Below are 18,690 nucleotides of genomic sequence, written 5' to 3'. Positions count from 1 at the left end.
AGGCGGTCGCGCGTCGACTCCCGGCTGCCATGCGCGCATGCGCGTTGCTTCAGCTATAGCGGGAGTGCAATTTTTGGAGGAAACAGCCATGAGTCTGAATTACGCAGGCAAGTCCCACGACGAAGCGGTTGCGGCTCGCAAGAAGGAAAAGCAGCGAGCGCAGGAGCAACCCGGCGGCGAGATGGCCGTCGATGGTACGCAAGCGGACAAGGTGCATAGCAGTGGTGAGCTATCCGAGCGCGGCAAGGAAGTGTGGCGTAAGGGCAGTGGGATGGATGGCGGCGGCAAGATTTAGCGGCCGTTCGCAGGGCGGGGCGCGTTGGCGAGAGGCAGTCGGGCGAAGGGACGCTTGAGCGGGCATCTCACCGATGCGGCGCGGCTTGGTAAGCGCGAAGTGAGGTGAGCGTTGCCATTGCCTTGGGAGTGCCTCGCCATTGCGACATCACGCAATTGAGCTTGAATGCAAAGAGGGCGCCATATTTGGCGCCCTCTTTTTGTCTTCGCAAACCAGCTCGGCAATGAACGCGTTCCAGACGGAGTCCGTCGCGTCCGTCGGCCGATTAGTTGCCGAAAAAAACGTTGCAGTACGATGCCGGGCCGTTGCACTGTGCCGGAGCGGCAGCGTGAGCTGCGCCCGAAGCGGCTGCAAACAAAGCAACGGAAGCAATCAGGGCGGAAAGAATGCGTTTCATGGTGCTACTCCTCATCAGCGTTGGTTCGCGATCTGTGCGATCGATGGCTGAAGGATAGCGATTCAGTAGCTGCCTAAAAATACCGAAGACAGGAAGACATTTTTTCAGTTTTTGAAATAATCCGAAAGCAGTGCCGGCATTGATTTGACGGTACATGTAACAGGCAGGCCGCGATCGAGGTCTAGCCATGAACTCGCGGAAAACCGGCTTGATTTCAATTCGCGCAATAATGTTTTTCTAGCCCTGCGGCGATTTCACTGGGTGACCGATGCGACCTGGCTCGGCCGGTTGCCTTGCTGGCGAACACAGAGTCAAACATCGGCAACGCGGGAAAGAAGGACGAGGGCGCGCGCCACCGATGATTGATCCATCGCGTCGGCATACTGGCAGCGAGCAACCCCGCCGCCATGATTAGCGCTCGTTAGGAGGTGTGTCGCTATAACGCTCGAAAAACCGCGCATGCGATGCCTCATCGAGCGCACCGACATGCGGTTCAATACGCGCCGGATGTTTCTGCAGCTGGGCGCGCGTGCGAATCGGCCGATGCTGGAAATTACCACCGCAATTCGGACAAACGTTGCGCAGCCGGGTCAACGCGCAGACTTCGCAGAAGGTACATTCGTACGTGCAGATCATCGCGTCGGACGCGTTTGGGGGCAGCGACTTGCCGCATCCTTCGCACGACGGCCTCAGTTCGAGCATGGCAGTGGCTCCGCTTTCAGGGCGCGAGGCACGGGGTGCGCCTCGCTTGCCGGCAAGTGTAAGCGGCCCAGGCCTCCCCGGAAAGCTGCCGGGCCTCAGCGCCGGCAGGTGCTCCGCGCGGTCGATCCCGTTGTCACGTCAACGCGGTCCACAATACGAGCGTCAGCGCGAGGCCGACGACCGAAACGATTGTCTGCAATACAGACCAGACCAGCACCGTCTGTTTCAATTGCAGGCCGAAGTATTCGCGCACCATCCAGAAACCCGCGTCGTTCACGTGGCAGAAGAACACCGAGCCCGCGCCGATCGCGAGCGCCATTAGCGAGTTGTGCGTCGCGCTCAATCCGGCGACGACCGGCGCGACGATACCCGCCGTGGTGGTGGTTGCGACGGTCGCCGAGCCGGTAGCCTGGCGCAGTGCGACGGCGATCAGCCAAGCCAGCAGAATCAGCGGCATGTGCGCGCCCACCGCGATCTTCCCGATCGTCGTGCTGATGCCCGCCACCACCAGCGCCTGCTTCAGGCCGCCGCCAGCGCCAATGGTCAACAGCAGCGCGGCGATCGGCGGCAGGCTCTTGCGCAAAATCCCGCCGACGCGCTCACGCGCCATCCCGCGCGACCAACCGAGCGCCACTACCGCGAACAGCACGGTGAGGCCAAGCGCAATCAGCGGTTCACCCAAAAAATTCAGCGTGTCGAACACGAACGTTTCGGGCAGAAGCAACAGCTTCGCAATGGTGCGGCCGAGCATCAGCACGACGGGCAGCAGAATCGTGATCAGCGAAATGGCAAAACTCGGCGGCTCGGCGGTGTTTTGCTGAGCGGTGAAGAGCTTGCCCATCTCTTCCGGCTCGGCGACATGCATCCGCTTGGACAGAAAGATGCCGTAGAGCGGCCCCGCGAGAATCACCGCAGGAATCGCGACGATCAGCCCAAGGCCGAGCGTCAGACCGAGATCGGCGTGCAACGCGCTTACGGCGATCAGCGGACCCGGATGCGGCGGCAGCAGTGCATGCAACGTGGTCATGCCTGCCAGCGCGGGAATCGCGATGCGCAGGATCGGCTGCTGCGAGCGGCGCGCCATTACGAAGATGATCGGCACCATCATCACGAGGCCGACTTCGAAGAAGAGCGGCAAGCCGATGATCAGCGCGACCACGGCCATCATCCACGGCAATGTGCGCGGGGTGGAGTGTTTGAGAATCGTCGACACGAGCCGGTCGGCGGCGCCTGATTCTGCCATCAGCGCACCGAGCATCGCTCCGAGCGCAATGATGATGCCGACGTCGCCGAGCAACGCGCCCGCGCCTTTGCTGAATGCGCTCGCGACCGCTTCGAGCGGCAAGCCGGCGGCAGAACCCGCCGCAAACGTGCCAACCAGAATCGACAGAAACGGCGCGAGCTTCAGCACGCTAATGAAAACGATGATGAGTGCGAGCCCCAGCGCACACGACAAAATGAGTTGAGTGTCGTGGGATGCCCACGGAGTAAGTGTTGCCGTCAGATGCACGATGGTCCTTTTTAATCAATGACGCAGCCGCGGTTTTGCGAGTGGCAAATTGTAGCGGCCGGTGACGGCCCGGCGCAGCTAGGCCGGCGGCACGGTTTAGGTGCGTCGCTCACTTGCATGATTTGCTTATGCGAATTTATCGGTTCGTCCAGGCTTGCAGACGAATTATCGTCGGTGCCAATCGACCCGTTTTGCGGCCGTCTTTTTAATGAGCCTTTCCATGTCAGATCATTCGCATCTCACGCGCCGCGCGTTTCTTGCCGGCGCAGGCGCTTCGCTCGCCGTGGCCACGCTGCCAGCCGTTTGCAGTTCCGCTTTCGCCGACGATACACACACGAAGGAATTTCGCATCGGCTATCAGAAAGCCGCCAACACACTCGTGTTGCTGAAGTCGCACGGCACGCTGGAAAAGCGGCTCGCACCGCAGGGCATCACCGTCAAGTGGACCGAGTTTCCGGCTGGCCCGCAATTGCTCGAAGGGCTGAATGTCGGCGCAATCGACTTCGGCTATGTCGGCGAGGCGCCGCCGGTGTTCGCGCAGGCCGCGGGGGCGAACTTCGTCTACACCGCATATGAAATTCCGACGCCACACGCCGAAGGCATCCTCGTGCATCAGGATGCGCCGATCAAAACATTGGCCGATTTGAAGGGCAAAAAGATCGCGCTGAACAAAGGCTCGGACGTGCACTGGTTTCTGGTCGCCGCGTTGCAGAAGAACGGCGTGGAGTACAGCGAGATTCAGCCCGTCTACCTGGCGCCCGCCGATGCACGCGCGGCCTTTGAACGTGGCGCCATCGACGCATGGGCCATCTGGGACCCATTCCTCGAAGCCGCGAAACGGCAGACGAACGCGCGCCTGCTCGCGGATGCCGACGGTATCGTGAGCCACCATCAGTTCTTCCTGAGCGCGCGGCCGTTTGCGCAGCAAAACAGCGCGGTGCTCGCAATCATGATGGATGAGGTCGCCAAAGAGGGAGCGTGGGTGCGTGGTCACTACGCAGAGGCCGCCGCTCAACTCGCGCCGATTCAGGGGCTCGACGCGAGTGTGATCGAAGCGGGCTTGCGCCACTACGCGCATATCTACAAGCCCATCGATGCGAGCGTGCTCGCGGAACAGCAACGCATCGCGGACACATTCAGCGAGCTGCGCCTCATTCCGACGAAGATTGTCACGAAGGATGCGGCGTTGCCGGGGAAAGCTTAGTTTGCTTTCGGGGTTGGGCGCTGATGTGCTGCGGCTTGTGACTCTCGACGCTGTTGTATCACGCGAGCCGGCTTTCTTTCGACGCTCAGGCAAATAGCGCAGCAACGTTTTCCGGCGGGCGACCGATTACAGCACGCCCGTTTCGCAAGACGATTGGTCGCTGCAAAAGGATGGGGTGCGCCGCCAATGCTTCGTATAACTGAGCGTCAGTCAGGGTGGTCTCGGCGAGTTGCAGGTCTTTGTATTCGGCTTCCGTGTCGCGGATCATCTCGCGGACCGTGCAGCCTAGTTGTGCGTTGAGTTGTTTGAGCTGAGCGACGGTGAGCGGATGCTTTAGATACTCGATGACTTCAGTTGCTTCGTTCGTGCTGTTGTAAGTGCTGGTGATGAGTTCGCAAGTAGCGCGCGATTTCGAACAGCGGGGGTTGTGGTAGATCGTGATCATGGGAGTAAGTGCTCGGTAGTCTGGGTGGCGTGTGCGGAATTTTAGCCGGTGAAAGTAGGCCGGCGCGTTGGCAACCTTCCTGTCTGTTTCTTATCCGGTTGGAGGGAAGGGAGAGCGGCCGCATTTGGGGGAGGAATTTCGCAGTTCACAGACGGTGGTCTACTTGTTGGATGTAGATGGGTAGGGTCGCGTGAAATTGTTTCGAGGCTGTTTTGTTTTTTTGTGTCTTACTTACTCATGTCGCTTTTGTGCTCGGGTTCAGACAGGAGGGCGGGGAACGGGAGCTATTGGGATGGAATAAGAGGGAAGGGTAGTTTATGCGCATAAACTTTTGGCACCGGCAGTGACATGGAAACCGCAGCACTTGGCTCGACAGACAGTGTCAGTTCATCTCCTCATTTCCGACTCGATAGCAGCCCTTTCAGGAACAGCAAGAGGTCAAGCCCGAAGCCGCGAGCGGTGCGCCATGGGCGCAGGCTTGAGCTTTGACTCTCCTCCGGAGAATCATAATCTGGTCGGGAAAGACGACATCTCGACTGACAGTGTCTGATAGGTCGAGTACCGGCTAGTACCAGTAATACGCAGCCGAAGCGACCCGTAACTCAGTTCCAACCACGAAAAAATCTCCCAGCGGGTTCACATTGGGCGAATCTGCAGCACGCTTTATTCTGCAGTTTCGAACTTAATCACATCCCCTTTTCTGACACGCCAGCGATTCTCGGTTATGAGAGGAGATGAACTGACGCCATCCGTCAATTCACACGCGGCAGCAAGCCCGAAACCATCCTGAGATTCACATGCATCGCCGGCATCGCGCGTGCGTCTTTTATCTCCCGCTACCACGCGCATGCGGGGACGCTCCTGCGATCGAAAAGCGACCGACGGGCCTCTCTCTCTCTCTCTCTCTCTCTCTCAATCGCTGTCGGGACGCCTCCAGCGGGACCATCCGGCCCACTCGCGTGAGTAGACTTTATGCGCATAAAGTCCTGTCACATCATCCACCGAACATGGGTCAGCGCTAGCCCACCTTTGCTGAACGCTTACTCTTCCATGAGAGCTTCGGAAGAATGCCCACACCAACCCCGATGCGTGCAGCGAAACACCAAAATCAAATCGGCCCGCTCAGAAGCCGATACGGATCACGCTCCACCCTCTTTCGTTCAAGCATTCCCAACCCTCGTCCGCCTACCCAGCGGACCGCCGCACCAACAGCCTTTTCCCGCCTTCACGCTCTTTATGGGCATAAACCTATATCGAATGGCCAATTTCTATCTCGAATTCATAAAAATGATTGAAATGGAAATCCATCCAGGTAAAATCCATTTGCGTCCAAAAAAGAGGAGGTGAAATTTGGCAGCAGAAATCATCGCGGTAACACAGCAGAAGGGCGGGGTCGGGAAGAGCACAATCGCGATGCATCTCGGCGCCGCGTTTCACGAGAAAGGCAAACGCGTCCTCGTCGTAGACGCAGATGGTCAGAACACACTGATTCACTGGGCCAGTGCATCATCAGACGGCGACACCGGCATCCCTTTCCCGGTAGTCAACCTCTCCGAAGCAGGCAGCCAGATCCATCGTGAGATCAAGAAGTTCGTGGCTGACTATGACATCATCGTCGTCGACTGCCCGCCCTCCATTACCGAAAAGGTTTCTGGGGTCGTCCTGCTTGCAGCGAGCGTTGCAGTCATTCCCACGTCGTCATCGCCCGCCGACTACTGGTCGAGCATCGGATTGGTCAAGCTTGTCCAGCAAGCCCAGGTAATGAACGAAGATCTGCGCGCAGTCTTTCTACTCAACAAGACCGAAGAGAAACGGATGCTGACGCGCGAACTGAAGCGTGCGCTGGAAGAACTCGGCTTTCCTCTGCTCAAGACCCAGATTCCGACACGTGAAGCCTACAAGCAGGCCATGGCGTTAGGGCAGACGGTACTTCAGATGAACGACCGGGGCGCCAAGCTTGCCGCCCTTGAAGTACGGGCGTGCGCGAACGAGATCGCCGCCTTGCTCCCGTGAAATTTATGCGCATAAAGGACCCTGAATGAAACCCTCCCAATTCGCCAAAGGCTTTCAAGCACGTCCTGATACGACTAGCAGCGAAAAGCGAACCGCGCTCGACCGTCTGAATGCGATCGACGGCCTAGTCAAGAATAGCCCCGGGAACAGTGCGGCCCCTGCGCGTCCAATGTCCACCACGGCGGCGCCAAACGTCCCGGAAACCGATACCGTCGATACTGCCAATGAATCGGCCGCCTACCGGGCGTGGAGAATCGAACACGGGTACAAACCCAATCAGGTCATCGAGCTTGCGCTGAAAAGCATCAAGCCTAGCCCGTTCAATCCCCGGCACTTCTACCTTAAGTCGTCGATTGCGGACCTTGCTGTCAATCTCGCCAAGCAGGGCCAGCAGCAGGCGATTCACGTCATTCCCGATTACGACAGTCCTGGCACCTACTTTGTCAGCGATGGTGGTCGACGTGTGCGCGCACTGAAAGAGGCGAACAAGGAATCCGTGAAGGCGGTCGTTATCGATCTGCCAATCGGGATTCAGAGCTACAAGCTGGGCTACGACCTCAACGTCCAACGCGACTCGCAGACGGTCTTCGACAATGCAGTGGTCTGGAAACGCTTTCTTGACGATCGTCATTTCCAGAGCCAGAAGGAGCTTGCAGAACATCTCGGCCTGGACGAATCCACTGTCGCGGTCGCCTTGTCCATCGCCAAGTTGCCTGAGCCCGTGATGCACGAGATGGTCGCGCGTCCTGACCGCTTCGGGTCCAACATGGCGTATCAGGTGGGTCGATACCACACCGCCCGGGGTGCCGACGCAACACTGCGGTTGATCAACAAGATCCTCTCCGACGACCTGAGCACGCGGCAAGTCGCGGATATCGTGAAGGGCAGAGTGAGCGCGCAGGAAAGCGTCAAACCGGCAGGTCGACAACGCTACGCGCAACGTCTCGAAATCAAACTCGAGGGCGTGTCGGTGGGCGATCTCAAATCGTATGGGGATGATCGAATCGAACTGCGCCTGAAGGGGCTCACGCGTGAGAAGCGTGATGACATCCTGCGGCAAATTGAAAAGATACTGAAGTAAGAGCGCTGGGCGGCGTTCAATCGTCGCCGCCTACCTCTTCAAAGAATCAGGCTGCGCGCGATTGGCTCAGCGTGAAGGCGAGCAAGTCGCCGTCGGTCGGCTCGCCCCAGGTCTTGCGTGCGAGCCAATCGAAAAAGGCCGTTTCGACAATCTTCGAATCCAACCCGCGACGACGCCAGTCGTCACGCATGTGCGTCCCGAGTCCCGGCAATTCATCTTCTTCAAACGACTGCCGTGCGATCTCCCGCTCCGCCTCGCCTTGCTCGTTGTACAACTCGTACGCTTCTTTGCGCCGATGTGCCGAATATTCGCCCAGCAATCGCGCTTTGAGATCATCTGCCGGCGCGGCGACCGCAACCTTCCCGCCACTGCCTGACGGCAATGCTTCGACGGGCGGCGCATAACCCTTTTTCAACGCGTCCTTGAACAGCGCGGGCGCGCTGCGCACAGCCGGCAACGACGTGCTGCGCATGCGTTGCTCGGTCATCTGCAACGCGGCGCGAATACGGTTCTCTTCACTGTCTGCATACAGTGTTTGCGCTTCTTTCAGCGGGATGCCGATCTTCACCATCCGGTCGACCAGCGTGCTGTCGAACACATTCGGATGCTCGTCGAGAGCGAGCATTGGCTGCTTGCGCTCGGTCACGCGAAACTGGATTTCGGCCACACGCCGCCCTTCGCGATGCTCGATCAACTCGACGAAGATATTGGTGACAGCGTTGACTTCAGCAATCGCCGGCCGCAAGTAATCGCGCTTGAAGTACTTGTATTCGCGTTTCGCTTCGTCGCCGGCTTCCGTGTCCGGCGTGCCCGAGAGAATAGGGCGCCACCATTCCCACGTCTCACGCATCGTCAGATGGCTCGGGTTGGTCAGATAGCGCACGCAGATCTCGTAAAGCGCAAGACCCGCGCTGCTGCGCAGTTGGCTCTGGAATTGCAGACTTAGACGCGCATACTGGACCGGGTCGAGCAGCTTCTTCTTGATCTTCGGCGCGAAAGAGAATTCCACCCAGACGCGGCGGGTGGTGGGGTCTTCGAGAATTTCCGCGTCGGCGATCAACGTGGAAATGCCCCATTTGCGACCGGGTTTCTGGCTGGACGTGCCCGTGCTCCATTCGACCTGCACGGACACCATGCGCCGCAGGTGCTCCTTGACGAGTGCCGTGTCGTTCGAATCGAATGCGGAATTGGCGACGATGTCGGACAGCAAGGCCCGGTACGTGTCGCCCGATTCGTCGGCTTGCTGAGCCACGGCGAGGAGCACGTTGAACAGCTTGCGGGTGAGCAGCGTGATTTTGCCGCTCTTCGGCTGAATAGCGATCGCCTCGACGGCTTTGCGCAATTCCGCGGAGCTCGGGCTGACTACATCGGTCTTCTTCGCGCGCTTCGTGGCCATGCGTCTGGTCGAGGAGGGATTTGGCGAGAGCATACCGGCTGTGGTGATGCGCGTCTACAGCTTGAATCTCACCGTTCCCGGTGAAGTGAGCTTACGAGCCACGACTCACCTCGAGCAACTCCCGAAAACCCTCACCTCAACCGTTTGACGCCAGGTTCGGGCCATCCTTACGGGTCGCGGCCTTCGCAAATTCCCAGTTTTTCGCAGCGCGGGCGAACGGGGAGCATTCGATCCCGAATCTCCTCACCATAAAAATTTCGTGAATTTCGGGCAACGTCGCCTCGCAGTGCGAATTGGCCTTAGGGTGAAACCAGGCTCCGGGGTGCTTCACAACGTTTCGTGGGCGGGAAGGGGAAGCAGCGGGAAGAATTCAGTGGAGTCGGCGAGCAGCAGTTGCGACCCCGCGTGAAGCGTTTCTTGCGACAAAGCCGTGTGAATCCCGCTCGCAGACCGCCTGCCGCCGCAGAAGCCGAGGTGGACAACGCAACAGCCTTTCCCGCGCGGCGCCGTCGGCAACGTCTCACCGAGCACGAGAGGTGCCGCGCCATCGCCTTATCTTCTCCATGGGTACGCGCGGCAATCCGATAATGGCTGCGGGTTAGATCAATGAAAATGCCAAAGCTTCTCGGCAATGCCGACAACCACCCGAATCACGTCAACACCGGTGGGCGAAATCGACGGAAAAGACTGCCGGTGTCAGGACGTGACGCATTGCTCACGCCCCCTGAAAAAGCTCACCTTTGCTCCCCCTGAACGCTCGGAATGATGCGGGCTCCCGCAGCATTGCGCCCAAAACGCACTCCAAAATGATCCCGAAAAGCCTCACCTTTGGGCTTTCCGGGCACTTTCCCCATCCCGAGGATATCTTCCCGAAAAGCCTCACCTTTAAAAAGGTCCAACCGATATCTCAACAATTTCAATGACTTAGCTTAGACATATTAACGAGAAAACCAATGGGCGTCCCGTATTTCCTCACCTCTAACCATTTCTTGCCAAGAAGAGTGCCTTTCAAACACCTCCTCGAAGGTCCCGAAAAACCTCACCCATGAAATTCGAGCGCGACAAAGTAGCAGTGCCGAAGGCGGCTTCCGTAGGGCTTTTTCAGGCCGCGGGCACCATTTTGATCCCGTATTTCCTCACCTCAGCCGTAAAAAGCTGTTCGGAATCCTCCCGAAAAGCCTCACCTTTGACGAAAACAAGGCAATTCTGCCGGCAGCAAATCCGGCCGCACACCACCTCCCGAATTTCCTCACCTCTCCAATTCCAACACCCGGCAGCCGAGGCCCCAGCCCACAATTTTCGCCCTCAGCGTCTTCGTACTCCCGCAAAAGCTCACCTCACGCCCCGGAATGCACAAAATTATGGCAAAAACGCCCCTTGGCCCCGTAAAGTCTCACCTTCGGTTCTCGTTTTCTCCTGACTTCGCTCACCGATGGGGTTGACGGCCTCTAAATAAGACCGTCAACCACCATCGCCGACACTCCCGAAAGCGCTCACCCTTGACCCGACGCACGTCGGAAGAGACTTTTCAAGCGCCATCGGGCTGCCAACCGCAATCAGGTCCTGCAAAATCTCACCTTTGGTCAGCCGCATGTTGACGGCGGCTCCCGAACCCGCTCACGTTCTGTCCCGGACCTGCTCACCGAGCCCCCCGAACCCCATCACCCAACGTTCCCGCAAAACCTCACCACGTCTCCCGCAAAGCTTCACCCTACCGTGCTGGAACCCTTGCCAGATAAGGCTTTGCCGTGGCGTTAACGTTTTTAACATGGGTTCAAAGGTGTTTACTTTTATTACTCTCTAGCATTTCTCCCCGCGAGTCCTCCGGACAAAGCCTTCACCCACCGTCCTCTCATCAAAGGTTCGTGAAACAGTGCACGATCGGCGGAAAGTAAGCAAAAGAGCTTTCTATACAAAGGGTTATTGGTTAATCTTCGTTTTGTTTCACGGAAAAAACCAGTAGACGTGAGTCAGTCAGCCTCCGGGGTGCTCAAAAGCACATCAATTCAACAAAACCGCCACGCTCCGAACAAATAGGTAGCAAACGTTACGTAAATTGTTATGATCCATCCAATTCGAGCGACATCGAGGGCTGACATGAATCTGGACCAGGAACGACAAGCTATTCGCGGCGAGCTTGAAACGATGCGTGCTCAAGGCGTCCGACGGCAAGACTTGTCTCTGCATGCATGCAAACGCCTCTTTTTCGATCTTGGCGTACGCCCATCCATGGCGGCGGTTCGCGATCTCACGCAGACCGGCAGTGCAAGCGACATCCCGAAGGACATCGACCACTTCTGGGAACGCATCCGGAACGTGTCACGAGTGAAAGTCGGTGCCGGGGCCATCCCTAAAGCATTGGAAGATCGCGCTGGCGAGCTGTTGGGGGCATTGTTCGAAGAGGCGCTTGCTCACGCGCAGACAACGCTCGTGAGCGAACGCGAGGAAATTCGTGCGGAAATCGCGGTCGCCGAGCAACGTGCACGGGACGCGGAAATTCGCCGGGATGCAGCGGACGAGGCGATCAAGCGCAGCGAACTCCGCGCTGAAGCGGCGTGGGAGCGTGTTCGTGCGCTCGAAACCGAGCTATCCAGTGCAACCACGCATGGAAATGTTCACCAGGAAGGCTTGCAGTCGACGGTGCGTCGACTCGAGCGGGAAAACGAAGCGCTCCGTCAGCGTCTCGATAATGAACTGGCGACCAACGCCACGTTGCGTGACCGGATCGACGCATTGCATGTCGAGTTGCGCCAAAGCACCGAACACTATGCGCAACAGATCAAGGACGCGGTCGCCGAAGCGGAGCGGCGCGTCAAGCCGATGCTGGTGGAACTTGATTCGCTGCGCAGCATGGCGGCAACGTATCAATCGGGCGTTCGCGACGCGAGTCGCAAGGAATTCGAGTTTATTCAGCAAATCGCGGCGGCCAAGGCGCGCGGCGATCGGCTCGACGCTCAGTTGCGCGAGCAATCGGATGAGGTGGATGCCTTGACGAAAGAGGTCACCGTGTTGCGCGGCCGACAAGGCATCGATGCGGCAATCGGTGGCTTGATTTGTTCGCTCGTCGAAGCGGGCCGGCTCACCAGTGACGAGCTGCGCGTGATCGGCACGTCGGCGGACGGCCATGTCATGCTGCCGCAACGCTGCCCGAAATGCGATGAAGGTGAGCCGGAGCTGTCGCAAGTCGATCACCGCTTCGAGCTCCTTTGCCCGGAATGTGAGCACTCGTCGGGACTCGGCGAATCAAGGCTTGCAGCGCTCAGCCGCTTTTTGTCGAGCGACCCGGCTGCCGCGCCGGCACGCCAATTCGACGCGGTGCGATAGCGGATAAAACGCCAAAGGTGAGGAAATTCGGGACCGGAAAGGTGAGGATTTCAGGGCTCGCCGGCTCCCGATTTTCGCGTCAAACGCCCGTCACGCCTAGGTGCGGCCAAAGGCGGCGCGGCCGGATCAGGAACCTCGGCGGCAGTCAAATCCTGCTGGTCAACCCACGTTTGCCACGCGCGATACAGCCGGTTGGCCGACACGGCCTGCACAAATCCCAGCCATTGGCCGACCAGTTCGGCCTCAACCCCACTTTCGAATAGATCTGCCGCAAAAGTGTTGCGCAAGGTTTGCGGACTAGCGCGCGACTGCCGCGACGCGGCGATCCCGGCCCCGTCGACCAACGCGTCGACCGCGCGCAGCATGGTGGCCTTATGCATCGGCCGCCCGGAAGGGGCCGCCGGGAAAACCAGGTTGCCGGCCAATTCCGTATGACGCCGCTCGGCGAGCCACGCGTCGAGGATCGCAGTCGCGAAGGGCGCGAGCCGGGTGCGGCGCGTGAGCATCGGATTGGCCGACTCGACGGTCACCCAGGGCGAACCGATGTTCACGCAACTAACCGTAAGCACCGCAGCTTCGCCTGTCTTCAAGCCGCCGCCGAGAAACACGGCGATCAACGCGCGGTCGCGGCGCTCTCGCCAGCGCTGCGCGGTCGATAAATCAGGCAGCGGTGCAAACAATTGCGCGATCAGCGCGGTTCGTTCGGCATGGGTGAGAAAGCCGGTCGGCTCGTTATCGCGCGCATTTCGCCATGCTGCCTCGCCATCCTGAGCAATGAAGCGCGCCGGGTTGGTCGACGCGGATTCGATTTCGCGCACGTGATCCAAGACCCGCTCGATCAGCCGCAAATACCGGATTCGTTGAGGTTTCCGGACATCGAGTCCGGCGACGAATTCGGCAATCATAGGCGTGTCGACCGTGATCAGACTCTTCTGGCGCGCGCTTAGCCAATCAAGAAAAAGCCCCCACTGCGCCTGGTAGACACTTGCGGAGGAACGTCTGAAATGCTGCTTGGCAAGCCAGGCGTCGAAGGCGATTTGCGGATCGCGGCGCCAGTCTTCGCGTTGCTGATCGAACAGATCAGTCGACGGCGCAGGACGTGGGACCGGGTCGGACAGATGAGGGGGGGACATCGGCTATCCTTCCGTTAGTTGCGCGTATTGTAGGCGGCAACCGACCAAAATGGAGCCTTCAGCCGCCCCAAGGCCGCGAGCGCTTCAGCGTGGATCTTTCCGACGCCGGCCTCGCTGCGTGGCGAGCGGCTTCTTCATAAGCGCTGACGGCGAACGCGAACACCGCAGGTAGCGCGGTGGACGTGCCGAAATCCACCGCCTCATCGGTTTCCGGATAAGGCAGGTCGGACGGACGTTGGAACAGGCCTAGCATGAGCGCGTCGTGCCGGCTGGCAAACCCGAGGTCGGCCAGCGCCTCGGCTTCGATGGCATGCAGCAAACGCCACGTGAGCGGCACCTGCTGGACGATGTAACGCGCCGCGATATTGCGCACGATGTGTTCGAGATCGCGCGCTGCGGTTTGATAGCGCAGCGCGGCTAGGGCTTGATCGGTAGGGTCGGCTCTTAAATTGTTCATTATCGGCTCCAGTCGATACCCTGTACTGTACAAATATACAGTGTCAGACGCAACCTCAGCCGAATGGCCAAATCCGCCAACGGCTAGCCGCAAGACGCCCGGACCCTGAGCCTGAATCAGCCGTGGATCACCACTAGCAATGCTTTCGCTTCGCCCTTGCCGGCATTGCGGATCGCATGCGGTTCGTCGGCGACATAGCGCGCGGTGTCAGCGGCCTTGAGCCGTTTCGTCGTACCGGCCGCCTCGATTTCGATCGAGCCGTGCAGGACGGTCAAATGCTCGCGCGTACCGGGTTCATGTGCATTCGACACCAACGCCCCGCCCGGCTGCAGCGTCAATTCGTACCATTCGAACTTGCCGGCCAGCTCGATCGGCCCCCACACCCGCAACTGATACTTGGCCTCGTGCCCGCTCAACGTGGGAATCTCGTGCGGGCCGGAGACCGCGATCGCTTCCGGCGCTTTGGGCGGCGCGAACAGTGAATCGAGACTGACGCCGAGCGCATTGGTCAGCCGCCAGGCAACCGCGATCGTCGGATTGGCCTTGTCGCGCTCGATCTCCGAGAGCATCGATTTCGACACGCCGGCCGCGCGCGACAGATCGTCGAGCGTCATGCGCCGTTCGGCGCGCAGACGCTGAATCTGTTCGCCGACGCGCGGCGGCGCGGCACTCGCCGGCACCGATGTCACGCCTGACGTAGGCGCCGCGCTGGCCGCGGCGCGGCGAATACCCGAACTTGCCATTTCCTGACCCATCGTTTAGAGTTGTTCGATATACCGGATTTTAGTTCGGAAAAACGAAAAAATCCGATAAAACTGACAGCCGACTATAGCAGGCCGTCTTGCCGCCGTCGCCCATGCCGCGCCCATGCCCGACAGGCGGACGCGGGCAGGCGCCACCATCCCATTCAGGAGAAGGGTTCATGCGTGACCAATATCTCGCCCACCTGCGCGGCACCCTCGAGCAGATCCGCGCCGACGGCTTTTACAAGAACGAGCGCGTGATCGCGAGCCCGCAGTCGGCCGATGTGCGTCTTGCCAACGGTAAGGACGTGCTGAATTTCTGCGCGAACAACTACCTCGGCCTCGCCGACGACACCCGGCTGATCGACGCCGCCAAACAAGGTTTGGACAACGATGGTTTCGGCATGGCATCGGTGCGCTTCATCTGCGGCACGCAAACCGTGCACAAGGAACTGGAACATGCGCTCGCCGCGTTCCTGCAAACCGACGACTGCATTCTCTATTCGAGCTGTTTCGACGCGAACGGCGGTCTGTTCGAAACCCTGCTCGACGAGAACGACGCGATCATCAGCGACGAGCTGAATCACGCGAGCATCATCGACGGCGTGCGGCTCTCGAAGGCGAAGCGTTTCCGCTACAAAAACAACGACCTCGCCGATCTCGAAGCCCGGCTCAAAGAGGCGGACGCCGCCAGCGCGCGCTTCAAACTGATCGCCACCGACGGCGTGTTTTCGATGGACGGCATCATCGCCAACCTCGCCGGCATCTGCGATCTGGCCGAGCGCTACGGCGCGCTCGTCATGGTCGACGATTCGCATGCGGTGGGTTTCGTCGGCGAACATGGGCGCGGCACGCCGGAACATTGTGGCGTGCTGTCGCGTGTCGACATCATCACCGGCACACTCGGCAAAGCATTGGGCGGCGCATCGGGCGGCTATGTCGCCGCGCGCAAGGAAATCGTGGAGTTGCTGCGGCAGCGCTCGCGTCCCTATCTGTTTTCGAACACGCTGACGCCGAGCATCGCCGCCGCGTCGCTGAAAGTGCTCGAACTGCTAGCAAGCGACGAAGGCGCGCAATTGCGCGCACGTGTGCGCGAAAACGGCGCGCACTTCCGCAGCAAAATGAGCGCGCTTGGGTTCACGCTCGTGCCCGGCGAACATCCGATCATTCCCGTGATGCTCGGCGACGCGCAACTCGCTTCGAAAATGGCCGACGCGCTGTTGAAGGAAGGCGTCTACGTGATCGGCTTCTCGTTCCCGGTGGTGCCCAAGGGGCGCGCGCGCATCCGCACCCAGATGAGCGCCGCGCACACGCCCGAGCAGATCGACCGGGCCGTCGATGCCTTCGCGCGCGTCGGTCGTGAACTCGGTGTGATCTGAAACGGAGGCGCATATGAAAGCATTGGCAAAACTCGAACGCGCGCCGGGCCTCACGCTCACCGACGTCGAGAAACCCGAAGTCGGCCACAACGACGTGATGATTCGCATCACGCGCACCGCGATTTGCGGCACCGATATTCACATCTGGAAGTGGGACGACTGGGCGCAAAAAACCATTCCGGTGCCGATGCACGTCGGTCACGAATATGTCGGCGAAATCGTCGAGATGGGACAGGAAGTGCGCGGCTTTGCGATCGGCGATCGCGTGTCGGGCGAAGGACATATCACATGCGGCTTCTGTCGCAACTGCCGCGCGGGGCGTCGGCATTTGTGTCGCAATACGGTCGGCGTCGGCGTGAATCGTGAAGGCGCGTTCGCCGAATACCTCGTCATCCCGGCATTCAACGCGTTCAAGATTCCGCCTGAAATTTCCGACGATCTCGCGGCGATTTTCGATCCGTTCGGCAATGCGACGCACACCGCGCTGTCGTTCAATCTGGTCGGCGAAGACGTGCTGATTACCGGGGCGGGTCCGATCGGCATCATGGCGGTGGCGATCGCGAAACACGTCGGCGCGCGCAATGTCGTGATCACCGACATCAACGACTATCGCCTCGAACTCGCGCGCAAGATGGGCGCGACGCGCGCGGTGAACGTGTCGCGCGAATCGCTGCGTGACGTGATGGCCGATCTGCATATGACCGAAGGTTTCGACGTCGGCCTGGAAATGTCCGGCGTGCCGAACGCGTTCACCAGCATGCTCGAAGCGATGAATCACGGCGGCAAGATCGCGTTGCTCGGTATTCCGCCCGCGCAGACCGCAATCGACTGGACTCAGGTGATCTTCAAAGGCCTTGAGATCAAGGGCATTTACGGGCGTGAAATGTTCGAGACCTGGTACAAGATGGTCGCGATGCTGCAAAGCGGCCTGGATCTGTCGCCGATCCTCACGCACCGTTTCAAGGTGGACGATTATCAGCAGGCCTTTGCCACGATGCTCTCCGGCGAGAGCGGCAAGGTGATTCTCGACTGGACGGCTGCGTGAGTTGACGCTTTAACTATATGACCACGTGCGAATAAGCCCGCTGAACAGCCAGAACAACGTCCAACGCAACGCCCGCATCGCGCTCAGCCGCCTGCGGGCGTTTTCACGAACTCCGCCTGAATGCGCACATGAATCTCGTCGCCGACGGCCGGATACCACGTCGACAAACCGAACTTCGCGCGGCTGAAACGGCCTTCTGCCGAGAAGCCGAGTGTGTCTTTCTTCGTCAGCGGATCGGGCGCAAAACCGTTGAACGTGACCTCGAGCGTGACCGGTTGCGTGACGCCGCGAATCGTCAGATCGCCGCTCAGTGTGCCGCGCGATTCGCCGGTGCGCTGGAAGTGCGTGCTCGCAAAGCGAATCGCAGGATTGCGTGCGACGTCGAGCATGTCGGGGCCCTTCACCATCTTGTCGAGCAGCGGCACGTTCGTATCGATGCTCGCCGCGTCGATCGTCACCGACGCCGTGCTCCGTTCGAGCCCGCCCTCGTTCCAGTCGAGCTGCCCTTGCTTGCGATCGAAGCGTATCGTAAAGCGCGAGTATTTGAAGTGGTCGATGTCGAACGTGATGCTGGTGTGGTCCGGGTCGATCTCGTAGCGGCCGACCGGCACGCGCGCCTCGTTCTGGCTGACCGAGTGCGTGAGGACCTGCACCGGCGTGCAGGCGACTGCCGTCAACAGTGTGGCGGCCATTAACACGCGCGTCAGCATGGCGCGCACAGGTGATGGGCTCATGAAGTTTGTTCCGGGTGACCGATCGTCATCACGATAGCAGCTAGCGTATCTACCTGCCGGAACCCGCAAAAACTTGACGGGGGAGAATGATCGTTCTACTCTTCGTTCATGGCTACCGACACTCTCACTGAAGCAGCCGTGCCCGGCACTGCGCGCGAGCGTTTGCTGGATGCCGCCGAAGCGTTGATCTACGCCGGCGGCATTCACGCAACCGGCGTGGACGCGATCGTCAAGCAGTCCGGAACGGCGCGCAAAAGCTTCTACACGCATTTCGAATCGAAAGATGCACTCGTCGCGGCCGCGCTCGAACGGCGCGACGAACGCTGGATGAACTGGTTTATCGCCGGCACACAGCGACGCGGCAAAAGTGCGCGCAAGCGTCTGCTCGGTATGTTCGAGGTGCTGCGCGAATGGTTTGCGTCGGACGATTTTCATGGCTGCGCGTTTCTCAATGCGGCCGGTGAGATTGCGTCGGCGGAAGATCCGATCCGGGTCGTCGCGCGCAAACACAAGGAACGTCTGCTCGATTTCGTGCGGATCCAATGTGACGAATTCGCCGCAGAGTCAGACATGGATGCGCGGCGCGCCGCGCGATTGTCGCGTCAGTGGCTGCTTCTGCTCGATGGTGCAATCGCCGTGGCGCTGGTGAGCGGCGAGGCCGGCGCCGCGCTCGACGCGCGCAGCGCAGCCCAGACCTTGCTCGACGCCGAGGCCAAGCCATCCGCCAGTGAACCCGCCGCGTCCGCTGGCACCGTCACAGGCGCTTCGCCAGGCAAATCCACAAGCGCTTGCGCAAATCGGCGACCGCCATCCCGGCGCGCTGCAACCTGAC

General features: G+C 59.9%; 17 protein-coding genes. 8 read left to right on the top strand and 9 right to left on the bottom strand.

Going from position 1 to position 18,690, the window contains the following annotated elements:
- Positions 1-88: 88 nt before the first annotated feature.
- Complete coding sequence (locus HV770_RS23530; RefSeq protein ID WP_121319760.1) at positions 89-295, top strand: hypothetical protein; 207 nt, start codon at positions 89-91, stop codon at positions 293-295.
- 265 nt (positions 296-560) lie between these two features.
- Here HV770_RS23530 and HV770_RS23525 read toward each other — a convergent pair whose 3' ends face one another.
- The 3 genes from HV770_RS23525 to HV770_RS23515 all read right to left on the bottom strand — a co-directional run bounded on the left by HV770_RS23525 (position 561) and on the right by HV770_RS23515 (position 2,904).
- Entirely contained in the window at positions 561-848 is a 288-nt protein-coding gene (locus HV770_RS23525; RefSeq protein WP_175163427.1) for a hypothetical protein, read from the bottom strand.
- Between the two features lie 255 nt (positions 849-1,103).
- Entirely contained in the window at positions 1,104-1,394 is a 291-nt protein-coding gene (locus HV770_RS23520; RefSeq protein WP_175163475.1) for a DUF1272 domain-containing protein, read from the bottom strand.
- Positions 1,395-1,527: 133 nt separating this feature from the next.
- On the bottom strand, positions 1,528-2,904 hold the full coding sequence (locus tag HV770_RS23515; protein ID WP_175163473.1) for a GntT/GntP/DsdX family permease: 1,377 nt from the start codon (positions 2,902-2,904) through the stop codon (positions 1,528-1,530).
- A gap of 220 nt (positions 2,905-3,124) precedes the next feature.
- On the opposite strand from HV770_RS23515, the gene HV770_RS23510 reads away from it, so the two are divergent.
- Complete coding sequence (locus HV770_RS23510) at positions 3,125-4,108, top strand: sulfonate ABC transporter substrate-binding protein (protein ID WP_175163471.1); 984 nt, start codon at positions 3,125-3,127, stop codon at positions 4,106-4,108.
- Between the two features lie 85 nt (positions 4,109-4,193).
- Here the strand turns inward: HV770_RS23510 and arsC are convergent, their stop codons facing one another.
- Positions 4,194-4,553 (bottom strand): arsenate reductase (glutaredoxin), encoded by a 360-nt coding sequence (arsC, locus tag HV770_RS23505; protein ID WP_175163469.1) that lies wholly within the window; start codon positions 4,551-4,553, stop codon positions 4,194-4,196.
- A gap of 1,350 nt (positions 4,554-5,903) precedes the next feature.
- On the opposite strand from arsC, the gene parA reads away from it, so the two are divergent.
- Positions 5,904-6,566 carry a ParA family partition ATPase gene (parA, locus tag HV770_RS23500; protein ID WP_121319770.1) on the top strand — a complete coding sequence of 221 codons (663 nt, stop codon included), beginning with the start codon at positions 5,904-5,906 and terminating at the stop codon, positions 6,564-6,566.
- 25 nt (positions 6,567-6,591) lie between these two features.
- A complete protein-coding gene (locus HV770_RS23495) occupies positions 6,592-7,647 on the top strand; it encodes a ParB/RepB/Spo0J family partition protein (protein ID WP_175163467.1) in 1,056 nt (351 codons plus the stop codon).
- Positions 7,648-7,693: 46 nt separating this feature from the next.
- On the opposite strand, the gene HV770_RS23490 is transcribed toward HV770_RS23495, so the two are convergent.
- Complete coding sequence (locus tag HV770_RS23490; protein WP_175163465.1) at positions 7,694-9,043, bottom strand: replication initiation protein; 1,350 nt, start codon at positions 9,041-9,043, stop codon at positions 7,694-7,696.
- A 2,097-nt stretch (positions 9,044-11,140) separates the two neighbouring features.
- Between HV770_RS23490 and HV770_RS23485 the strand changes: the two genes are divergently transcribed.
- Positions 11,141-12,367, top strand: coding sequence for a DNA-binding protein (locus tag HV770_RS23485; RefSeq protein ID WP_175163463.1), 1,227 nt, complete (start codon positions 11,141-11,143; stop codon positions 12,365-12,367).
- Between the two features lie 50 nt (positions 12,368-12,417).
- On the opposite strand, the gene HV770_RS23480 is transcribed toward HV770_RS23485, so the two are convergent.
- From HV770_RS23480 to HV770_RS23470, 3 genes are all read right to left on the bottom strand, one after another.
- Positions 12,418-13,500, bottom strand: a complete 1,083-nt coding sequence (locus HV770_RS23480) for a tyrosine-type recombinase/integrase (RefSeq protein ID WP_175163461.1) — start codon at positions 13,498-13,500, stop codon at positions 12,418-12,420.
- A gap of 58 nt (positions 13,501-13,558) precedes the next feature.
- Positions 13,559-13,957, bottom strand: coding sequence for a DUF2471 family protein (locus HV770_RS23475; RefSeq protein WP_175163459.1), 399 nt, complete (start codon positions 13,955-13,957; stop codon positions 13,559-13,561).
- 116 nt (positions 13,958-14,073) lie between these two features.
- Positions 14,074-14,712, bottom strand: a complete 639-nt coding sequence (locus HV770_RS23470) for a helix-turn-helix domain-containing protein (RefSeq protein ID WP_175163457.1) — start codon at positions 14,710-14,712, stop codon at positions 14,074-14,076.
- A 167-nt stretch (positions 14,713-14,879) separates the two neighbouring features.
- Here HV770_RS23470 and HV770_RS23465 point away from each other — a divergent pair, with 167 nt between their 5' ends.
- Together HV770_RS23465 and tdh are read left to right on the top strand one after the other, a co-directional pair.
- A complete protein-coding gene (locus HV770_RS23465) occupies positions 14,880-16,079 on the top strand; it encodes a glycine C-acetyltransferase (protein ID WP_175163455.1) in 1,200 nt (399 codons plus the stop codon).
- 13 nt (positions 16,080-16,092) lie between these two features.
- The gene (gene tdh / locus HV770_RS23460; protein ID WP_121319785.1) at positions 16,093-17,124 is read left to right on the top strand and encodes an L-threonine 3-dehydrogenase; all 1,032 of its coding nucleotides are present in this window, start codon (positions 16,093-16,095) and stop codon (positions 17,122-17,124) included.
- An 83-nt stretch (positions 17,125-17,207) separates the two neighbouring features.
- Here tdh and HV770_RS23455 read toward each other — a convergent pair whose 3' ends face one another.
- On the bottom strand, positions 17,208-17,858 hold the full coding sequence (locus HV770_RS23455) for a YceI family protein (RefSeq protein WP_175163453.1): 651 nt from the start codon (positions 17,856-17,858) through the stop codon (positions 17,208-17,210).
- Between the two features lie 108 nt (positions 17,859-17,966).
- Between HV770_RS23455 and HV770_RS23450 the strand changes: the two genes are divergently transcribed.
- A complete protein-coding gene (locus tag HV770_RS23450; RefSeq protein WP_175163451.1) occupies positions 17,967-18,689 on the top strand; it encodes a TetR/AcrR family transcriptional regulator in 723 nt (240 codons plus the stop codon).
- Position 18,690 lies beyond the last annotated feature (1 nt).

The sequence above is a fragment of the Paraburkholderia fynbosensis genome (genome assembly GCF_902859935.1).
GTDB lineage: Bacteria > Pseudomonadota > Gammaproteobacteria > Burkholderiales > Burkholderiaceae > Paraburkholderia > Paraburkholderia fynbosensis.
The sequence above is the reverse complement of the archived record's forward strand: the minus strand, read 5'-3'. Positions and strand labels throughout refer to the sequence as shown.

Bases quoted from the DNA above. Each gene is read 5' to 3' on its own strand.
- HV770_RS23530 (WP_121319760.1), top strand. From the start codon at position 89: ATGAGTCTGAATTACGCAGGCAAGTCCCACGACGAAGCGGTTGCGGCT.
- HV770_RS23525 (WP_175163427.1), bottom strand. From the start codon at position 848: ATGTACCGTCAAATCAATGCCGGCACTGCTTTCGGATTATTTCAAAAA.
- HV770_RS23520 (WP_175163475.1), bottom strand. From the start codon at position 1,394: ATGCTCGAACTGAGGCCGTCGTGCGAAGGATGCGGCAAGTCGCTGCCC.
- HV770_RS23510 (WP_175163471.1), top strand. From the start codon at position 3,125: ATGTCAGATCATTCGCATCTCACGCGCCGCGCGTTTCTTGCCGGCGCA.
- arsC (WP_175163469.1), bottom strand. From the start codon at position 4,553: ATGATCACGATCTACCACAACCCCCGCTGTTCGAAATCGCGCGCTACT.
- HV770_RS23495 (WP_175163467.1), top strand. From the start codon at position 6,592: ATGAAACCCTCCCAATTCGCCAAAGGCTTTCAAGCACGTCCTGATACG.
- HV770_RS23490 (WP_175163465.1), bottom strand. From the start codon at position 9,043: ATGGCCACGAAGCGCGCGAAGAAGACCGATGTAGTCAGCCCGAGCTCC.
- HV770_RS23485 (WP_175163463.1), top strand. From the start codon at position 11,141: ATGAATCTGGACCAGGAACGACAAGCTATTCGCGGCGAGCTTGAAACG.
- HV770_RS23480 (WP_175163461.1), bottom strand. From the start codon at position 13,500: ATGTCCCCCCCTCATCTGTCCGACCCGGTCCCACGTCCTGCGCCGTCG.
- HV770_RS23475 (WP_175163459.1), bottom strand. From the start codon at position 13,957: ATGAACAATTTAAGAGCCGACCCTACCGATCAAGCCCTAGCCGCGCTG.
- HV770_RS23470 (WP_175163457.1), bottom strand. From the start codon at position 14,712: ATGGGTCAGGAAATGGCAAGTTCGGGTATTCGCCGCGCCGCGGCCAGC.
- HV770_RS23465 (WP_175163455.1), top strand. From the start codon at position 14,880: ATGCGTGACCAATATCTCGCCCACCTGCGCGGCACCCTCGAGCAGATC.
- tdh (WP_121319785.1), top strand. From the start codon at position 16,093: ATGAAAGCATTGGCAAAACTCGAACGCGCGCCGGGCCTCACGCTCACC.
- HV770_RS23455 (WP_175163453.1), bottom strand. From the start codon at position 17,858: ATGAGCCCATCACCTGTGCGCGCCATGCTGACGCGCGTGTTAATGGCC.
- HV770_RS23450 (WP_175163451.1), top strand. From the start codon at position 17,967: ATGGCTACCGACACTCTCACTGAAGCAGCCGTGCCCGGCACTGCGCGC.